The 14,847-nt window shown below is 70.2% G+C and carries 17 protein-coding genes; 8 read left to right on the plus strand and 9 right to left on the minus strand.

What is annotated here, in order from left to right; all coding sequences use genetic code 11:
* Positions 1-33 precede the first annotated feature (33 nt).
* From AB0M48_RS03220 to pcaH, 5 genes are read right to left on the minus strand one after another with little or no spacing between them, the layout of a single operon-like run.
* Positions 34-375, minus strand: coding sequence for a carboxymuconolactone decarboxylase family protein (locus tag AB0M48_RS03220; RefSeq protein ID WP_363835904.1), 342 nt, complete (start codon positions 373-375; stop codon positions 34-36).
* Entirely contained in the window at positions 372-1,127 is a 756-nt protein-coding gene (locus AB0M48_RS03225; protein ID WP_363835648.1) for an alpha/beta fold hydrolase, read from the minus strand. Before AB0M48_RS03225 ends, AB0M48_RS03220 begins: the two co-directional genes overlap by 4 nt.
* Positions 1,124-2,302: a lyase family protein gene (locus AB0M48_RS03230; protein ID WP_363835649.1), complete on the minus strand. Its 1,179-nt coding sequence runs from the start codon at positions 2,300-2,302 to the stop codon at positions 1,124-1,126. Before AB0M48_RS03230 ends, AB0M48_RS03225 begins: the two co-directional genes overlap by 4 nt.
* Complete coding sequence (pcaG, locus tag AB0M48_RS03235) at positions 2,299-2,793, minus strand: protocatechuate 3,4-dioxygenase subunit alpha (protein ID WP_363835650.1); 495 nt, start codon at positions 2,791-2,793, stop codon at positions 2,299-2,301. The genes AB0M48_RS03230 and pcaG overlap by 4 nt, the downstream gene beginning before the upstream one ends.
* Positions 2,786-3,523 (minus strand): protocatechuate 3,4-dioxygenase subunit beta, encoded by a 738-nt coding sequence (pcaH, locus tag AB0M48_RS03240; protein WP_363835651.1) that lies wholly within the window; start codon positions 3,521-3,523, stop codon positions 2,786-2,788. Before pcaH ends, pcaG begins: the two co-directional genes overlap by 8 nt.
* Before the next feature lie 109 nt (positions 3,524-3,632).
* Here pcaH and AB0M48_RS03245 point away from each other — a divergent pair, with 109 nt between their 5' ends.
* Together AB0M48_RS03245 and AB0M48_RS03250 are read left to right on the plus strand one after the other, a co-directional pair.
* Positions 3,633-4,205, plus strand: coding sequence for a TetR family transcriptional regulator C-terminal domain-containing protein (locus tag AB0M48_RS03245; RefSeq protein ID WP_363835652.1), 573 nt, complete (start codon positions 3,633-3,635; stop codon positions 4,203-4,205).
* Positions 4,206-4,273: 68 nt separating this feature from the next.
* Positions 4,274-5,086 carry an alpha/beta hydrolase gene (locus tag AB0M48_RS03250; RefSeq protein ID WP_363835653.1) on the plus strand — a complete coding sequence of 271 codons (813 nt, stop codon included), beginning with the start codon at positions 4,274-4,276 and terminating at the stop codon, positions 5,084-5,086.
* On the opposite strand, the gene AB0M48_RS03255 is transcribed toward AB0M48_RS03250, so the two are convergent.
* Positions 5,083-5,778: a cellulose binding domain-containing protein gene (locus AB0M48_RS03255; protein WP_363835654.1), complete on the minus strand. Its 696-nt coding sequence runs from the start codon at positions 5,776-5,778 to the stop codon at positions 5,083-5,085. The genes AB0M48_RS03250 and AB0M48_RS03255 overlap by 4 nt on opposite strands.
* A gap of 334 nt (positions 5,779-6,112) precedes the next feature.
* On the opposite strand from AB0M48_RS03255, the gene AB0M48_RS03260 reads away from it, so the two are divergent.
* Positions 6,113-6,523: a ribonuclease domain-containing protein gene (locus tag AB0M48_RS03260; RefSeq protein WP_363835655.1), complete on the plus strand. Its 411-nt coding sequence runs from the start codon at positions 6,113-6,115 to the stop codon at positions 6,521-6,523.
* Here the strand turns inward: AB0M48_RS03260 and AB0M48_RS03265 are convergent.
* Positions 6,511-7,659 carry a helix-turn-helix domain-containing protein gene (locus tag AB0M48_RS03265; protein ID WP_363835656.1) on the minus strand — a complete coding sequence of 383 codons (1,149 nt, stop codon included), beginning with the start codon at positions 7,657-7,659 and terminating at the stop codon, positions 6,511-6,513. The two genes, AB0M48_RS03260 and AB0M48_RS03265, sit on opposite strands and share 13 nt — an antisense overlap.
* Positions 7,660-7,821: 162 nt before the next feature.
* Between AB0M48_RS03265 and AB0M48_RS03270 the strand changes: the two genes are divergently transcribed.
* On the plus strand, positions 7,822-9,603 hold the full coding sequence (locus AB0M48_RS03270; protein ID WP_363835657.1) for an FAD-binding dehydrogenase: 1,782 nt from the start codon (positions 7,822-7,824) through the stop codon (positions 9,601-9,603).
* Here the strand turns inward: AB0M48_RS03270 and AB0M48_RS03275 are convergent.
* Positions 9,600-10,202 (minus strand): ATP-binding protein, encoded by a 603-nt coding sequence (locus AB0M48_RS03275; protein WP_363835658.1) that lies wholly within the window; start codon positions 10,200-10,202, stop codon positions 9,600-9,602. The two genes, AB0M48_RS03270 and AB0M48_RS03275, sit on opposite strands and share 4 nt — an antisense overlap.
* A 188-nt stretch (positions 10,203-10,390) precedes the next feature.
* Here AB0M48_RS03275 and AB0M48_RS03280 point away from each other — a divergent pair, with 188 nt between their 5' ends.
* Both AB0M48_RS03280 and AB0M48_RS03285 read left to right on the plus strand, forming a co-directional pair.
* The gene (locus tag AB0M48_RS03280) at positions 10,391-11,230 is read left to right on the plus strand and encodes a GDSL-type esterase/lipase family protein (protein ID WP_363835659.1); all 840 of its coding nucleotides are present in this window, start codon (positions 10,391-10,393) and stop codon (positions 11,228-11,230) included.
* 158 nt (positions 11,231-11,388) lie between these two features.
* The gene (locus tag AB0M48_RS03285; protein WP_363835660.1) at positions 11,389-12,342 is read left to right on the plus strand and encodes a class I SAM-dependent methyltransferase; all 954 of its coding nucleotides are present in this window, start codon (positions 11,389-11,391) and stop codon (positions 12,340-12,342) included.
* 24 nt (positions 12,343-12,366) lie between these two features.
* On the opposite strand, the gene AB0M48_RS03290 is transcribed toward AB0M48_RS03285, so the two are convergent.
* Positions 12,367-12,978: a TetR/AcrR family transcriptional regulator gene (locus AB0M48_RS03290; RefSeq protein ID WP_363835661.1), complete on the minus strand. Its 612-nt coding sequence runs from the start codon at positions 12,976-12,978 to the stop codon at positions 12,367-12,369.
* A gap of 71 nt (positions 12,979-13,049) precedes the next feature.
* Between AB0M48_RS03290 and AB0M48_RS03295 the strand changes: the two genes are divergently transcribed.
* Both AB0M48_RS03295 and AB0M48_RS03300 read left to right on the plus strand, forming a co-directional pair.
* Positions 13,050-13,907, plus strand: a complete 858-nt coding sequence (locus tag AB0M48_RS03295) for a metal-dependent hydrolase (RefSeq protein ID WP_363835662.1) — start codon at positions 13,050-13,052, stop codon at positions 13,905-13,907.
* A gap of 43 nt (positions 13,908-13,950) precedes the next feature.
* A complete protein-coding gene (locus AB0M48_RS03300; protein ID WP_363835663.1) occupies positions 13,951-14,847 on the plus strand; it encodes a PDR/VanB family oxidoreductase in 897 nt (298 codons plus the stop codon).

The following is a 14,847-nucleotide window of genomic DNA, read 5'->3' on the forward strand; positions in this document are numbered from 1 at the left end:
GACGGGAGGTGGAGAGATCCATCGGGAGGGCGTTCACCCGCCCTGCTTCAAAACCTGACGTGCCACCGAGAACGCGTGGTTCGCCGCGGGCACCCCGCAGTAGATCGCGCTCTGCAGGATCACCTCGCCGATCTCCGCCTCGCTCAGCCCGTTCCGCACGGCGGCGGCGACGTGCAGCTTCAGCTCGTCCCAGTGCCCGTGCGCGATCAAGGCCGTGAGCGTGATCGCGCTGCGCATCCGGCGGTCGAGCCCGGGCCGCGTCCAGATCTCGCCCCACGCGTACTTGGTGATGAACTCCTGGAAGTCGCGGGTGAACTCGTCCGGCGTGGCTCTGTCCACATGCGCGTCCCCGAGCACCTCACGCCGAACCTTCATGCCGTCGTCGTAGTACACCGCATCTCCCTGAGCACCTCGATCAACGTCCGTGCCACCGCCGCCGGATCCTCCGCGGGCGGCAGATGCCCACATCCCGCGAGCACCACGTCCGCGCCGTCCGGCGACACCACGACGTCGTGCTCCCCCACCAGCACCCGCAGGGGCCTGACGGCCTCACCGGCCTCGAACAACGCCAGCGCCTCACATGCCAGCGCGTACGACTCCCTGTCGGTCTCCGCCAGCGCCGTGAGCAATCCCCCGGCTACCCGTGGCGCCCGCTCGACGAACCCCGGCGCGAACCAGCGCCGCGCGGAGCCGTCCACCATGACCGGTGTCCCGGCCCGCCGCACCAGCGCGGCCCGCTCCCGCCACATCTCCGGCTCGCCGATCCGCGGCGCCGCCCCGATGCACACGACGGCCTCGAACGGCCCTTCACCCCGAGCGGCCAGCTCGAACCCGACGGCCCCGCCGAACGACACCCCGGCGTAGGCACACGGCCGTCCGCCGGCCAAGGCGTCGACGCGTTCCGTCAGCTCGTCCGCGATGCACGGCACGGTGAAGGCCCCCTTCGCCGGCGCACCGTTGCCGTGTCCGGGCAGGTCCCACCCGATCACCTCGAAGCCGTCACCGAGCGCCGCCGCGCAGTCCCGCCACAGCAGGCTCACCGACGTGCCCAGCGAAGGCCCGACCACCAGCAACTGCCCGGCGCCCTCGGCCCCCGCCAGCCGCGTCAGGCTCAGCTCAGTCGTCATTTCCTGTCAGACCCCTCTGAGACGATGGGAGTGGGGGCTTCCGCGCTCCCCCGGAGGGGGTCCAGTCGGGATCGATTCCGACGCAGCGCCTCGTCCACGAACGCCTCCGCCGCCCCGAGGTACGAGGCTGGATCGGTACCGCCGCCCCGCTCGGCCAGCAGGTCCGGGGCGGCCTCGGTGGCCCGGCGCGCCATCACGTCCGCGCGCACCTCGAGCCCCTCCACCAGTTCCGCGGCCTGGGACGCCGCCACCACCGCCAGCTCCAGCAACGCCCGCAACGTCGGCCATTCCGCGTGCCAGGCGCCGTCCGGCCGCTCGTCCACCGCCCGTGCCGCGCACAGGTGCAGCTGCGCACCCAGGCCGGGAGCCCGCAGGGCCGCGCTGTTCACGAGCACTGACAGCACCGGGTTCCGCTTGTGCGGCATGGTCGACGAGCCGCCCCGCCCGGCCACGAACCCCTCGCGGACCTCACCGATCTCCGGCCGTCCCAGCGTCAGCAGATCCGCCGCTATCACCCCGAGCGCGTCACAGCACCGCACCACCGCGTCGCCGAGCCGCGTGATCGGAGCGCGGTAGGTGTGCCAGGGCATCCCCGGCCACACCAGCCCCAGGTGGCCCGCGAACGCCGATGCCGCCGCGCCCGGATCCGGCACCCGCGACAACGTCCCCGCCGCACCCCCGCACTGCACGGGCAGGGTGCGCGCCACGACGTCCAGCTCGTCCACGGCGTCGAGCACGCCCACGAGCCACCGCGCGGCCTTGAGCCCGAACGTGATCGGCACGGCGTGCTGTGTCAGCGTCCGGCCCGCCATCACGCTGGACCGGTGCTCGTCGGCCAGCCCGGCCAGCGCACCGGCGACCCGGTCCAGGTCCGCCGACATCCGCTCCAAAGCCCCGCGCGCCAGCAGCATCAGCGCGGAGTCGAGCACGTCCTGACTGGTGAGTCCGGTGTGGACGGTGCCCGAGACGCGCGCCCGCAAGGCGTTGACCAGTGGCAGCACCGGGTTGCCGGCGGCTTCCACCTCGACCGGGTCCAGCGACGGGACCCAGTCGCCGAGCGAGAGCGACGTCCCGAGCACGCGCGCCCAGGCGACCTCCACCTCCAGCATCGCCCGCACCAGCGCGGCGTCGTCGACGAGGCCGGCGGCGCGATGAGAACCGGGCAGCACGATCACGTCCGCGGGAACTGGAAGAACACCGTCTCGGACGGCCCCTGCAGGTGGATGTCGAACCGGAGCCGCCCGTCCGCCTCCCGCGAGGCGACCAGTCCGTCGACCGCGTCCGCCGCACCGGGCAGGTAGATGCGGGTGAACAGCCGGTCGAGCAGTCCGCGCGCGAACACCGTCACCGCGAAGAACGGCAGTCCGGGCTCGACGGTGCTGAACCAGTAGTGCCCGGCGCCGTCGGTGCAGGACCGGCCCCAGCCCGTGAAGCCGGCACCTCGCCGCCGCAACGACCCGCCGGCCCGCGGCACGACACCCGAGGCGTCGGACTGGCGGATCTCGATCATCGCGTCCGGCACGGGATCACCCGCGCCGTCGTACACGTAGCCGTGCAGCACCACGGATCCGGCCGCGCCGAACGGCACGAGCTCGGAGTCGCCGGGGAACGCGAGCGCGTGGTGGAAGAACGGGCCGACGGTCTGGCCGGGAGTCGCTTCAGTCATCGGACGGCTCCAGGTAGGTCGCGTGACTGCCGGTCAGCACTATGTCCCAGCGGTAGCCGAGCAGCCACTCGTGCTCGGACCGCGAGTGGTCGTACGACGCGATCAGCCGCGCCAGGGCGGCGGGGTCGGTGATCGACTGCGCGATCGGGTCCAGCGCCAGCAGCTGGTCGCCGGGGAAGTACATCTGCGTGATCAGCCGCTGCGTGAAGTCGGTGCCGAACAACGAGAAGTGGATGTGCGCGGGCCGCCAGGCGTTGTGGTGGTTGCGCCACGGGTAGGGGCCCGGCTTGATCGAGGTGAACGAGTACCAGCCGTCGTCGTCGGTCAGGCAACGGCCGACGCCGGTGAAGTTCGGGTCCAGCGGCGCCGGGTGCTGGTCGCCCTGGTGCGAGTAGCGGCCGGCGGCGTTGGCCTGCCAGATCTCGACGAGCTGGCGGCGCACCGGACGCCCGTCGCCGTCGAGCACGCGGCCGTGCACGCGGATGCGTTCGCCGATCGGCTCGCCCCCGCGCTGCACGGTCAGGTCGGCCTCGATCGCGGCGACGTCGGAGTGCCCGAAGACGGGCGCGAGCAGCTCGGCGCCCTCGGGGTCCACGTGCCTCGGTTCCTTGGTCGGGTGGCGCAACGTCGTGCTGCGGTACGGCGCGAAGTCCAGCAGCGGCGCACCTCCCGGTGAGTCGGCCTGGATCTTCGCGATCTCGTCGCTGATCTCTTGCTGGCTGGTCGTCACGCGAAGGAACGCTAGGCAACCGTCGCATCGGAGTCGACCGAACCTTTCCGGTGAACGGAAAGCCACGCGTTAACTTGACGCCTCCGAGACGACCGCTCATATTGGCGGCATGGCCAGGGCAAGTGTGCGAGAGCAGATCGTCGACGCCGCGTTCGAACAGTTCCACCGGCACGGCTACAACGCGTGCGGCGTCAAGCTGATCACCGACAGCGCCAAGGTGCCCAAGGGGTCGTTCTACAACCACTTCGAGAGCAAGGAAGCACTCGCCCTCGTCGTGATGGACCGCTATGGCGAGACGCGGTACCTGGACGAGCTCAAGACCCCGAAGACCGCGCCGCTGACCCGGCTGCGCCACCACTTCGAGGCTCTCGCGCAGGACATCGTGGACCTCGGCTACGAACGCGGCTGCGTCTACGGCAACTTCAGCACCGAGGCGGCCGACCACATCCCCGCGATCCGCGCCGGCGTCGAAGCCGCCTTCGACCACTGGGCGGCCGCGATCACCGCCACGCTCCGGGAGGCCCAGGACGACGGCTCCCTGACGACCACCCAGAGCCCCGAAACCCTGGCCCGGTTCCTCCTCAACTCCTGGGAGGGCGCCATCGTCGGCGAACGCGCCGCCAAGGACGGGTCGTCGTTCGCCGCGTTCTTCACGGTCGTCTTCGAGGTCGTCCTGCACTGAGACCCGTCAGACAAAACCGGTCTTCCCGTTTCCTTGACGAGTTTAAGACGACCGGTCATATTGAAGTCATGAGTGACATCCAGCCCCGGTTCCGCACCATCGACGGCCTGTCGATCCGTTACGCCGCGAGCGCGAGCAGCAAGCCGTCGGCACTGCTGCTCAGCCCGTGGCCCGAGAGCATCTACGCCTACGACCCGACCTGGGCGAAGCTGGCCGCGCACGCGAACCTGATCGCGGTCGACCTGCCCGGCTTCGGGCACTCCGAGCTGCGCGAGGACCTGTTGTCCCCCAGCCGGATGGGCGGTTTCGTCGTGCGCGTCGCCGACGCGTTCGAACTCGACCGGCCCCACGTCGTCGGCCCCGACATCGGCACCAGCGCGGCCCTGTTCGCCGCGGCCCAGGCGCCGGACCGGTTCCGCAGCATCGTGATCGGCAGCGGCGGCTCGATCTCCCCGACCGACCTGGGCTCACCGCTGCACGAGTGGGTCCACGACGAGGACCTCGCGCCGTACCGGGCGATGGGCCCCAAGGACGTGGTGAACGTCGCCATGGACTTCATCGAGGGCTACGAGCTGCCCGACGTGGTGCGGCAGGACTACCTCGCCGCCTACCAGGGCCAGCGGTTCGTCGAACAGATGGCGTACGTGCGCGCGTACCCGGCGGAGCTGCGAACGCTGAGCGAGCTGCTGCCGGGCATCACCACGCCCGTCCAGCTGATCAACGGCAAGCGCGACACGGTGGTGCCGGTCTCGAACGTCGAGTACCTGCACGAGCGGCTGCCGAACAGCAGGCTGGACGTCGTGGACGCCGCGCACTTCGTGTGGGAGGAGAACGCGGACGAGTACGCCCGCATCGTCACCGGCTGGTGGCAGCAGCACTAACCCGCGGTGCAGGCCGTTCCGTTGACGCTGAACGACGTCGGCGCCGAGATCGGCCCGGTGGCGGAGCCGTTGAACCCGAACGTCACCGAGCCGTCCTTGACGATCAGCGCGTTGTAGCCGGCGTTGGTCACGCTCACATCGGCGCCGGACTGGGACACCGTGCCGTTCCACAGCTGGCTCACGGTCTCTCCGTCGGCGAACCGCCAGCGCACCGTCCAGCCCTCGACCAGTGCACCGGTGACGTTGCGGATGGTCACGTCGGCCTGGAACGCGCCGGCCCACTGGTTGGTGATCCGGTAGACCACGATGCACGGCGCGGCGGGCGGCGGCGCCGTGCTGGTCGACGAGGACGGCGGGGCGGTCGACGTGGGACAGTCGCCCTGGGCCCACAGTCCGAGTTTGGCCTTCTCCGCCTTGCTTTCCGCTTCGACCAGCGGGCCACCGTCCACGCCGGTGGTGCGCAGGAAGCCGTACTGCACGGCCAGCAACGCGTAGTCGGTGCCGTCCGGCAGCGCCAGCGAGACCTCGCCCGGAGTGATGCTGCTCACCCGGACTTCCTTGTCCAGCAAGGCCTTCTTGGCGAAGTCGAGGGCAGCGGGGGCGGCGCACGACGTCGGTTCGGCCAGCAGTGAGATGCGGGCGCGCGTGCCGTCGGCCAGCTCGACGGTGCGGCCGTCCACAACGGTGCGCACCTTTGTGGACGGCTCTTTCGCTGCTGTGTCAGGAGAAGAGGCGCGGGGTGCGGGGAAGGGTCTGCCGTCCTGCGGGGCCGTGCACCCGGCCACGAGCAAGGTCAACAGCACCAACAAGTGCTTTCGTGCTGCCATTGGACAAATCTATCGCCGGAGGCAGCATTCGCAATCGGCTGTTCGGCGTTGATCAACTCGGGCGTTCAGAGTCGTGAACCGTCCGAGCCGCCCGTGGGGTCGCCACAGTTGCCCGGATGGTTCCCTGCCGTTCATCGGCTCGTGGTGATCAACAGAAAGGATCACGACGTTCCTCGTTCCCTGCCGATGGAGGTCTGAAGTGCTCACCCTGCAACCGCACCGGACACGTCGCCTGTTCGCCGCCCTCGCCGTCGTCGCGTCCGTCCTCGGCGTGACCACGGCCGTCGCCCCCGCGGCCGACGCCGCCGTCTACAGCTCCTGCACCCAGACGCGCTGCACCGCGGCGCGCAGCGCCAACTCGATCTGGGCGGGCAAGGGCTACCCCAGCACGCGTGGCTGGAACAGCTGGCCCAACGGCCAGTGCAACTTCGCGGGCGGTGTGCACCAGAACCGCGAGGGCCAGCTGCCGGCCGGCCACAGCTACCTGGAGTTCGACGTCTACCCGCGTGCCTGCGGCGCGTCCCGGGACGCGTACCGGATCATCGTCGACCGCACCGCCGGCACCGTCTACTTCTCCCCCGACCACTACGCGAACTTCTACCGCCTCTGAGGGCTCCACCCGGCGCTGCGGTCGATCCACGACCGCAGCGCCCACCAGGTGTGCAGTGTCGTCAGCACGTGCGAACGTCCCGCGTCCGGGTTCTCGCCGAGGTCGGCGCCGGTCAGCTCCACCAGCCGGTCCAGCCGGTACCGCACGGTGTTCGCGTGGATGTGCAGCGCCGCGGCCGTCGCGCTGAGCCGCCCGCCGTTGTCCAGGTAGCACAAGGCCGTCACCACCATCTCGTGGTGGAAGGTGCTCTTCGGGTCGAGCTGGCCGAGCAGCGCATCGGCGAGCGTGTCCGCCAGTCCGGGGAACGCCGCGAGAGCGGTCTCACCAGCGAGATCGGTCAGCAGCCGCACACCCGGCGAGGCTCCCGCGGCCGCGAGTGCCCGCGTGCACATCGAGTACGTGCCCCGCAACGACTTCAGCGGCGTCGCGGGCGACACCACCAGCAGATCGTCCGACCACGACGGCGGCACGTGCGTGAGCCCGGCCAGGCGCCCCTCGACCAGTCCGAACACGCCGCCGAACGCGTGCAGCCGCTGTTCCAGCGTCCGTGCGTGACTCGGGTCGGTCACCCCGGACACCACGCAGTGATAACGCCCGTCGGGACGAAGGCCGGTGCGAGCGAGTTCGGACGCGTCCGGGAAGTCGCCCGAGACCAGCAACCGCCGCAGCACCTGGGCGTGCAGGTCACGGACCGTGCGCGACAGCTGCAGCTCGGCGGTGTGGTAGCCGCTGATGATGTGCCGCTCGACCGCGCCGACGTAGTGGTCCAGGTCGATCATGAAGTTCAGGATCGTGCCGTCGTCGACCCCGAGCGACCGCGCGAGTTCGACACTCGCCCTGATCAACTCGGTCCGACCGGCGTGCACCCCGCGCAACAGACCGCCCATCGACACGCCCTGGGCGGCGCGGTCGGCCCCCAGCGACAACGCGGCGGAGAAGTCGCCGTCGTCGGGTGATCCACCGCGTTCGAGGTGCGCGACCCCTTCGGACAGCAGGAAGGCGATGTGCCGGCGGTTCTCCTCCGCGGGCAGCCGGGCGACCTCGGGCGAGTTGCCGCGCGCCGCGTCGACGACCCGTTCGACCACCTTGTCGTCCGCGGCGACCGCTGCGAGCACCTGGCGGACCATCGCGGACATACCCGGCACATCGCCTCCCAAACACCACGTTGTGTGACGGCCACAACACAGCCATCGCCGTTTGGTGGCGGGACCCTATCCCGCGCTCTCCGGTTACTGGTTAGTTGCTTTACGCGAGAGTAATTCGCGTTGGCTCCACCCTTCAACGAGGAAGGTCCTGGGATGTCAGACCGGAACATCAGCCGCCGCACCCTGCTGGCCGCGAGTGGCGCGATCGGTGCGATCGCCGCGAACGGGACCCTGGGGCAGGCAGTCGCCGGGGCGGCGCCGCGAGTCGACGCGGACGTGATCGTCATCGGACACGGCCTGGCGGGACTCGTGGCGACCTCCGAACTGGCCGCGGCGGGCCGCAAGGTCCTGCTGCTGGACCAGGAACCCGAGGCCAGCCTGGGCGGACAGGCCTTCTGGTCGCTCGGCGGTCTCTTCCTCGTCAACTCGCAGGAGCAGCGGACCGCGGGCATCAAGGACTCCCTGGAGCTGGCCCGCGCCGACTGGTTCAACACCGCCGGGTTCGACCGCGGCGTGAACGACCCCCTGGGCGAGGACCACTGGGCAGCGAAGTGGGCCGAGGCGTACCTGAACTTCGCGGCCGGCGAGAAGCGCGACTGGCTGTACGGGCTCGGCGTGCGCTGGGTGCCGATCGTCGGCTGGGCCGAGCGCGGCGGGCAGCTGGCGGACGGCCCCGGCAACTCGGTGCCGCGCTTCCACATGACGCTGGGCACCGGCCCCGGCGTGATGGAACCGTTCGAGAAGAAGGTGCGCGACGCCGTCCGCGACGGCAAGGTCACCTTCAGGTTCCGGCACCAGGTGGACGGCCTGATCACCAGCAACGGCGCCGTCACCGGCGTGCGCGGCAGCCTGCTGGAACCCAGCAGCGCGGCACGCGGCAAGCCCAGCTCCCGCACCAAGGTGGGCGACTTCGAGCTGTACGCACCGATGGTGATCGTCACCTCCGGCGGCATCGGCGCCAACCACGACCTGGTGCGACGCAACTGGCCCGCCCGCCTGGGCCCCGCACCCCGGCGGCTCGTCACCGGCGTCCCCGCACACGTCGACGGCCGGATGCTCGCGATCACCGAGCTGGCAGGTGGCCGCCTGGTCAACCGCGACCGCATGTGGCACTACACCGAGGGCATGATCAACCACACGCCGATCTGGCCGGACCACGGCATCCGCGTGCTGGCGGCACCGTCGTCGCTGTGGCTGGACGCTCGCGGCAAGCGCTTCCCCAACCCCGGCATCCCGTCCCTGGACACGCTCGGCACGCTGGAGCTGATCGGCAAGTCCGGCTACGACTACTCGTGGTTCGTCCTCAACAAGAAGATCATCGACAAGGAGTTCGTCCTCTCCGGCTCCGAGCAGAATCCGGAGATCACCGCCAAGAACCTCGTCGCCTACCTCGCGATGCGCCTGCTCAACAGCACGCCGCCGCCGGTGAAGGCGTTCATGGACAAGGGCGTCGACTTCGTCATCAAGAACAACCTGCCGGACCTGGTCGCGGGCATGAACGCGCTGACCGGCCAGAACCTGATCAACCTGGACGACCTGCGCCGCCAGATCACCATCCGCGACCAGCAGGTGGACAACCCGTTCTCCAAGGACGTCCAGGTGATGGGCATCCGCAACTCCCTGGCCTACAGCGGCGACAGCCTCGCCCGAACAGCAGGCCTGCACAAACTCCTCGACGCGAGCTCCGGCCCCCTGATCGCGATCAGGATGAACATCCTGACCCGCAAAACCCTGGGCGGCCTGCAAACCGACCTGCAGGGCCGCGTACTGGGAGCAAACGGCCAACCGATCCGAGGCCTCTACGCCGCAGGCGAGGTAGCCGGCTTCGGCGGCGGCGGCGTACACGGCTACCGAGCGCTGGAAGGCACCTTCCTGGGCGGCTGCCTGTTCTCCGGCCGAGCAGCAGGCCGAGCGGCAGCAGCAGAAAGCGCCTAACGCCCCACAAGCCCGGGGTCTGCGGTCTCCCCTGTTGACCGCAGACCCCGCACCACCTCCACCACCCGCAGCACAGCCCCCTCAGCACTCTCACCAGCCGAGTCGATCACCAGATGATCCTCGTCCCACGGCTCCCAAAGCCCCCGCATCCGCTCAACGTGCTGCCACGGAACCGTCGCGTGCCACCCAGGAATCCCCCGATCACGCCCCTCAACACGCTCCCGATGCACCCCGGCGTCCGAACAAACGCACTCAACGCCGACGAACACACCCCCAAGCCGCTCGGTGAGCTCACGCCACCTACCCCGCTCCTCGCGAGTGTGCCCGGTGGCGTCCACGATCACGTCGATCCCCAACTGAACGTGCCGCGCAACAGCAGCCGTGAGCTGAAGGCCGACCACCTCAACCGCATTCTCATCGGTGACCGCACGGGCAAGCACCAGCGAGCCCATCACCCAGTCCATGGAAAAGACAGGCACGCGCAACCGCCGAGCCAGCCCCTCAGCCAGCGTGCTCTTACCCGCACCGGGAACACCCGCAATTAGCACAACCACAGGACTCTCGGTGGTCGGCTCCAGGTTGAGGTAGAGATCAGTCATGCCCCACCCAAACACCAACGAGGGCACGAATGATCACTGTTCGCTCTCAGAGCACACAGATCACCCGCGAAGTGCAGGCAGTCAAAGGTGACCACCCACCAACGCCACTCAACCGTGACCGGCTGACAGGCTCCTAACGACCAGTTTCGTAACCTCAACACATCACTTCCAAGCAAGAAGGAGCGGTCGTGCCGAGGTTTGCGCTGGTCCTGACGCTACTGCTGGCGTTGGGCGCGTGCTCCTCAACGCCACCCACGCCCGTCCCGGCGCCCACGTCCAGCAGCACCCAACCGCCAGACGAGCAAGTCCACATCTCGATCGGCGACTCCTACGCCACAGGCTTCGGCCCGAACGGCACCGGTGAGAGCTTCGCTCAGATCGTCGCCAGGCAGTCGGGCCTCAAGCTGATCAACCTGGCCTGCAACGGCGCCACATCAGCAGACCTGGCCTCCAAACCGGCCTGCGGCCCAGACGCCGGCGGCAAGACCCAACTGGACGCCGCGGTAGACGCTCTACGCACCAAGAAGGCCGGACTGGTCACGCTGGTGATCGGCGGCAACGACCTGGCCCCGTGCGCGCTCTCGCAGCAACCCCTGGAATGCGCCACCAGGACCGTGGCCGACATCCAGACCAACGTCGCAGGCACGCTGACCGAACTGCGAGAAGCCGCACCGGACGTGAAGATAGTCGGCCTGACCTACCCGGACGTGTTCCTGGGCGCCTGGGTGAACCCGTCCTTCCCGAACGGCAAGAACCTGGCCAAGCTGTCGGTCACCATGTTCCAGGACTTCAACACCAGGATCGCGGCCCAGTACGCCAGGTTCGGCGCGAAGTTCGCCGACGTCACGAGCTCGACCGGCGGCTACGGCGCGCTGACCGAGCTGACCCAGGACCCGAAGTACGGCCAGGTCCCGGCCTCGGTCGCCAAGGTCTGCGCGCTCACCTACTTCTGCGACCGCACCGACGTGCACCCGACACCGGCCGGCCATCAGGCGATCGCCGAGGCCGTAACCGCGGCGAGCCGCTGAACTTCCCCTCCCCGCGAGTCCAGGGCGCTCCCCCACGGTTCCAGAGCGTTCCTCCGCGAACCGGCCCGGCCTTTTCCGCGTATTACCCGAAAGACCCTGTTGATCAGCCGCTCGGCCTGACAGTCTCTGGAACCGTTGCCGCACCGAGGAAGTGGTTGATGACCGTGCTCCCGCACAGCACCGACGTCCTGCACCGGCTGAACGACGCCGTCGACGGCTTCCTGCGCAGCGAGAAGGAGTTCGACCTCGCCGATCCGTCGGCGCACATGCTGGTCGGTGGGCGTTTCCGCACGCTCAGCGCGCAGATCGGCGCCAGCGTGCTCGCGGGCGTGCCGGAGGAGGACGTCGCCGCGATCGTCCAGCCCGCGCGGTCGAAGTGCTCGCGCTCCCCGTTCACGCGCGACGAGAACGAGTGGGCGCGCGGTTACCCGAGCGACTTCCAGCTGGTCGAGCACGTGATGGCGCAGGCCAACAAGTCCACGCCGGGCACGCTCGGCTGGCACGTCGAGGCGCACCTGCAGGGCTCCGCGATCACCCAGCAGCAGCGCAACCGGGTGATGCACCAGGCCCGGCTGATCAGCGACGCCCTGACCGCGCCGCGCAACGGCCCGCGTTCGGTGCTGCTGATCGCGTCCGGCGCCGCCCCCGACCTGCGGCTCATCCCGCCCGGCATCGTGCGGCCCGGCGACCGGTTCGTGCTCACCGACGTCGACCCGGACGCGCTGGACCTGGCCGAGAAGCGGCTCGGGCTGCTCAACGAGGTCACGACCGCGGTCCCCGGCAACGTGTTCCGCGCGCTCCCGAAGCTCGCCGAGCTCGGGCCGTTCGACCTGGTGCTCGTCAACGGCCTGTACGACTACCTCAACGACCGCGCGGCCGTGCGGCTGACCGAGGCCGTGCTGACCAGGCTCTGCCGTCCCGGCGGCACGTTCTACTTCTCCAGCAGCACGACCGGCAACCCGTTCCGGTGGTCGCTCGAGTTCCTGATGGACTGGTCGGTGGTCGAACGCGACGAGCGCGCCGTCCGCGCGTTGCTGCCGGGCTGCGACGTGTCGGCGGGTCTCGACCCGACCGGGCTGGCGCTGCTCACACACGTCCGCACCAGGCGGTGACGACGTCCCGGACGCAGGCGGCGCTCAGCGCAGGCCGTGGGCGATCCGGGTCACGAAGGCCACCAGCCGGTCGGGCGTGAACTTCTCCGGGTCGGTGAGGACCAGCCGCCCGGACATCTCGGCGAGGGCGAGCATCGCGTGGCCGAGCAGGGCCGAGTCGAGGTCGTCGAGGCGGCCGAGTTCCTTCAGGCCCAGCGCGGCCAGGTCCTCGATCTGGGCCAGGACGCCGGCGCGGACCAGTTCCACCTGGTCGCGGAACTCGTGCGGGGTGCCCTCCGGCGGCAGGAGCACGAGGCGCCAGCGGTCGGGCGCCTCGACCACGGCCTGCACGAAGACCCGGACGGCGTAGGCGAAGGCGTCGTCCGGGGAACGGGTGGCGAAGTCCGTGGGCAGGGCGGCCAGGACCTGTTCGGTGGCGCGGCCGGCCTCGCGTTCGAGCAGGGCGCTGATGAGCTCGCCGCGGTTCGCGAACAGGTCGTAGAGCACGGGCTTGGTGACTTCGGCCTGCTTCGCGACCGACTCCATCGTCACGGTGTCGAAGCCGGCCGGGATGAGGCTCAGGGCGGCGTCCAGCAGCTGCTCGCGGCGCTGCTCCGGCGGCAGGCGGCGGGCGTACTTGCGACGCGTTGTGTTCACCCGACCATATTGCTACGGTGGCGTAGCTTTCACAAAGCTACGCAGGCGTAGTAATTGGCGGAGGTACTGCGATGGAGCCGGACAACCTCGTTCTGCAGCCACGTGACGTGCGGTTCGACTGGTCGACCCTGCCGATGCACTGGGTTCCGGACGAACCGGTGACCACGCACGTCATGAACGTCCTGCACCTGCTGCTGCCCGAAGGCGAGCGGTGGTTCGTGCGGACGTTCCAGCAGGCCGTGCCGCTGATCTCCGACGACACGCTGCGCGAGGACGTGCTCGGGTTCATCGGGCAGGAGGCGATGCACGCCGAGGCGCACAGCGAGGTGCTGGACCACCTGCTCGCCAACGGGCTCGACCCGCGGCCGTTCACCCGGCAGATGGAGCACGTCTTCCAGCGGATCCTCGGCCCCAAGGCCGGGCTGACCGAGGAGCAGGCGCGCGAGCAGCTGATCGAACGGGTCGCGATCGTCGCCGCCGTCGAGCACTTCACGGCGTACCTGGGCGACTGGATGCTGAACGCCGACGCGCTCGACCGGGCGGGCATCCACCCGGTGATGCTGGACCTGCTGCGCTGGCACGCCGCCGAGGAGGTCGAGCACCGCAGCGTCGCCTACGACCTGATGTGCCACCTCGACCGCCGGTACGTGCGGCGGGCGCGGGCGATGCTGCTGGTCGCGCCGGTGCTGTTCTGGCTGTGGGTGCGCGGCGCGCGGTTCATGGTGCGCGCGGACAGGACCACGAGGGTGCGGCTCACCTGGCGCGAGTCGATGCGGGCCGGGCGGCGCGGGCTGCTGCCGAAGCTGTCGGAGATCTTCCGCGCGTTCCTGCGCTACTTCCACCCCGCCTACCACCCCAGGCAGGAGGGGTCGACGTCGCAGGCGGTCGCGTACCTCGCCTCCTCCCCCGCCGCGCGTGAGGCGCACTGATGTGCCGCGACTCGACCGGGGCGCCGCACGGAGAGGCGGTTCGATGCTGCGGGGCCTGACCCGGTTCGGGAACCTCTACGACGCCGCGGTCACCCGGTTCGGCGGCCGGGCGCGACCAGGTGCCGCACGGGACGCGTTGTGGCTCGACGTCGTCGAACGCTCCCAGGTCGCGGACGGCGTGGTCGCCCTCCGCTTCGGCGGGCCGGCGCTGCCCGCCTGGCAACCCGGCTGCCACCTCGACCTGCACCTGCCGTCCGGGCTGCGCCGCCAGTACTCGTTGTGCGGTGATCCGGGCGAGAGCACCTACCGGATCGCGGTCCGCGAGGTCGGCGCCGGTTCGCGCGAGGTGCAGGCGTTGCGGGTCGGCGACCGGATCCAGGTGCGGGGGCCGCGCAACGCGTTCCCGTTCGCCGGGATCGGGCCGGTCCTGTTCGTGGCGGGCGGCATCGGGATCACCGCGATCCTGCCGATGGTGCACGCGGCCGCGCGGGCCGGCCTCGACTGGCGGCTCGTGTACGCCGGACGGTCGATGGCCGCGATGCCGTTCCTGGACGAACTCCCGGTCGGCCGCGTCGACGTGCGGATCGGACGCGGTCCGGCACTGCTGGAGGACGCGGCGCCGCGTGGCGCGGTGTACTGCTGCGGACCGGCGCCGATGCTCGACCAGGTGCGGGCCGAGTTCGCGTCGCGCTGGCTGCACTTCGAACGCTTCAGCCCGCCGCCGATCGTCGGCGGGCAGCCGTTCACGGTCGAACTGCGGCGCAGCGGGGTAACCCTCGACGTGCCGGCCGACCGGTCGGCGCTCGACGTGATCAGGGACTTCCGGCCGTCGGTCGCCTACTCCTGCCGGCAGGGGTTCTGCGGCACGTGCGACGTCGGCGGCGTGCGGATCTGCGTGGACCGGCCCGCCGGTGACCGACTCGTCTTGGAGGACATGTGA

Origin of the sequence: Lentzea sp. NPDC051208 (assembly GCF_040682435.1) — a bacterium.
Lineage (GTDB): Bacteria > Actinomycetota > Actinomycetes > Mycobacteriales > Pseudonocardiaceae > Lentzea > Lentzea kristufekii.

What these genes read in the sequence shown, in the direction of transcription:
- AB0M48_RS03220 (WP_363835904.1), bottom strand. Translation starts at nt 375, where the DNA reads ATGAAGGTTCGGCGTGAGGTGCTCGGGGACGCGCATGTGGACAGAGCC.
- AB0M48_RS03225 (WP_363835648.1), bottom strand. Translation starts at nt 1,127, where the DNA reads ATGACGACTGAGCTGAGCCTGACGCGGCTGGCGGGGGCCGAGGGCGCC.
- pcaG (WP_363835650.1), bottom strand. Translation starts at nt 2,793, where the DNA reads ATGACTGAAGCGACTCCCGGCCAGACCGTCGGCCCGTTCTTCCACCAC.
- AB0M48_RS03245 (WP_363835652.1), top strand. Translation starts at nt 3,633, where the DNA reads ATGGCCAGGGCAAGTGTGCGAGAGCAGATCGTCGACGCCGCGTTCGAA.
- AB0M48_RS03250 (WP_363835653.1), top strand. Translation starts at nt 4,274, where the DNA reads ATGAGTGACATCCAGCCCCGGTTCCGCACCATCGACGGCCTGTCGATC.
- AB0M48_RS03265 (WP_363835656.1), bottom strand. Translation starts at nt 7,659, where the DNA reads ATGTCCGCGATGGTCCGCCAGGTGCTCGCAGCGGTCGCCGCGGACGAC.
- AB0M48_RS03270 (WP_363835657.1), top strand. Translation starts at nt 7,822, where the DNA reads ATGTCAGACCGGAACATCAGCCGCCGCACCCTGCTGGCCGCGAGTGGC.
- AB0M48_RS03275 (WP_363835658.1), bottom strand. Translation starts at nt 10,202, where the DNA reads ATGACTGATCTCTACCTCAACCTGGAGCCGACCACCGAGAGTCCTGTG.
- AB0M48_RS03285 (WP_363835660.1), top strand. Translation starts at nt 11,389, where the DNA reads ATGACCGTGCTCCCGCACAGCACCGACGTCCTGCACCGGCTGAACGAC.
- AB0M48_RS03295 (WP_363835662.1), top strand. Translation starts at nt 13,050, where the DNA reads ATGGAGCCGGACAACCTCGTTCTGCAGCCACGTGACGTGCGGTTCGAC.
- AB0M48_RS03300 (WP_363835663.1), top strand. Translation starts at nt 13,951, where the DNA reads ATGCTGCGGGGCCTGACCCGGTTCGGGAACCTCTACGACGCCGCGGTC.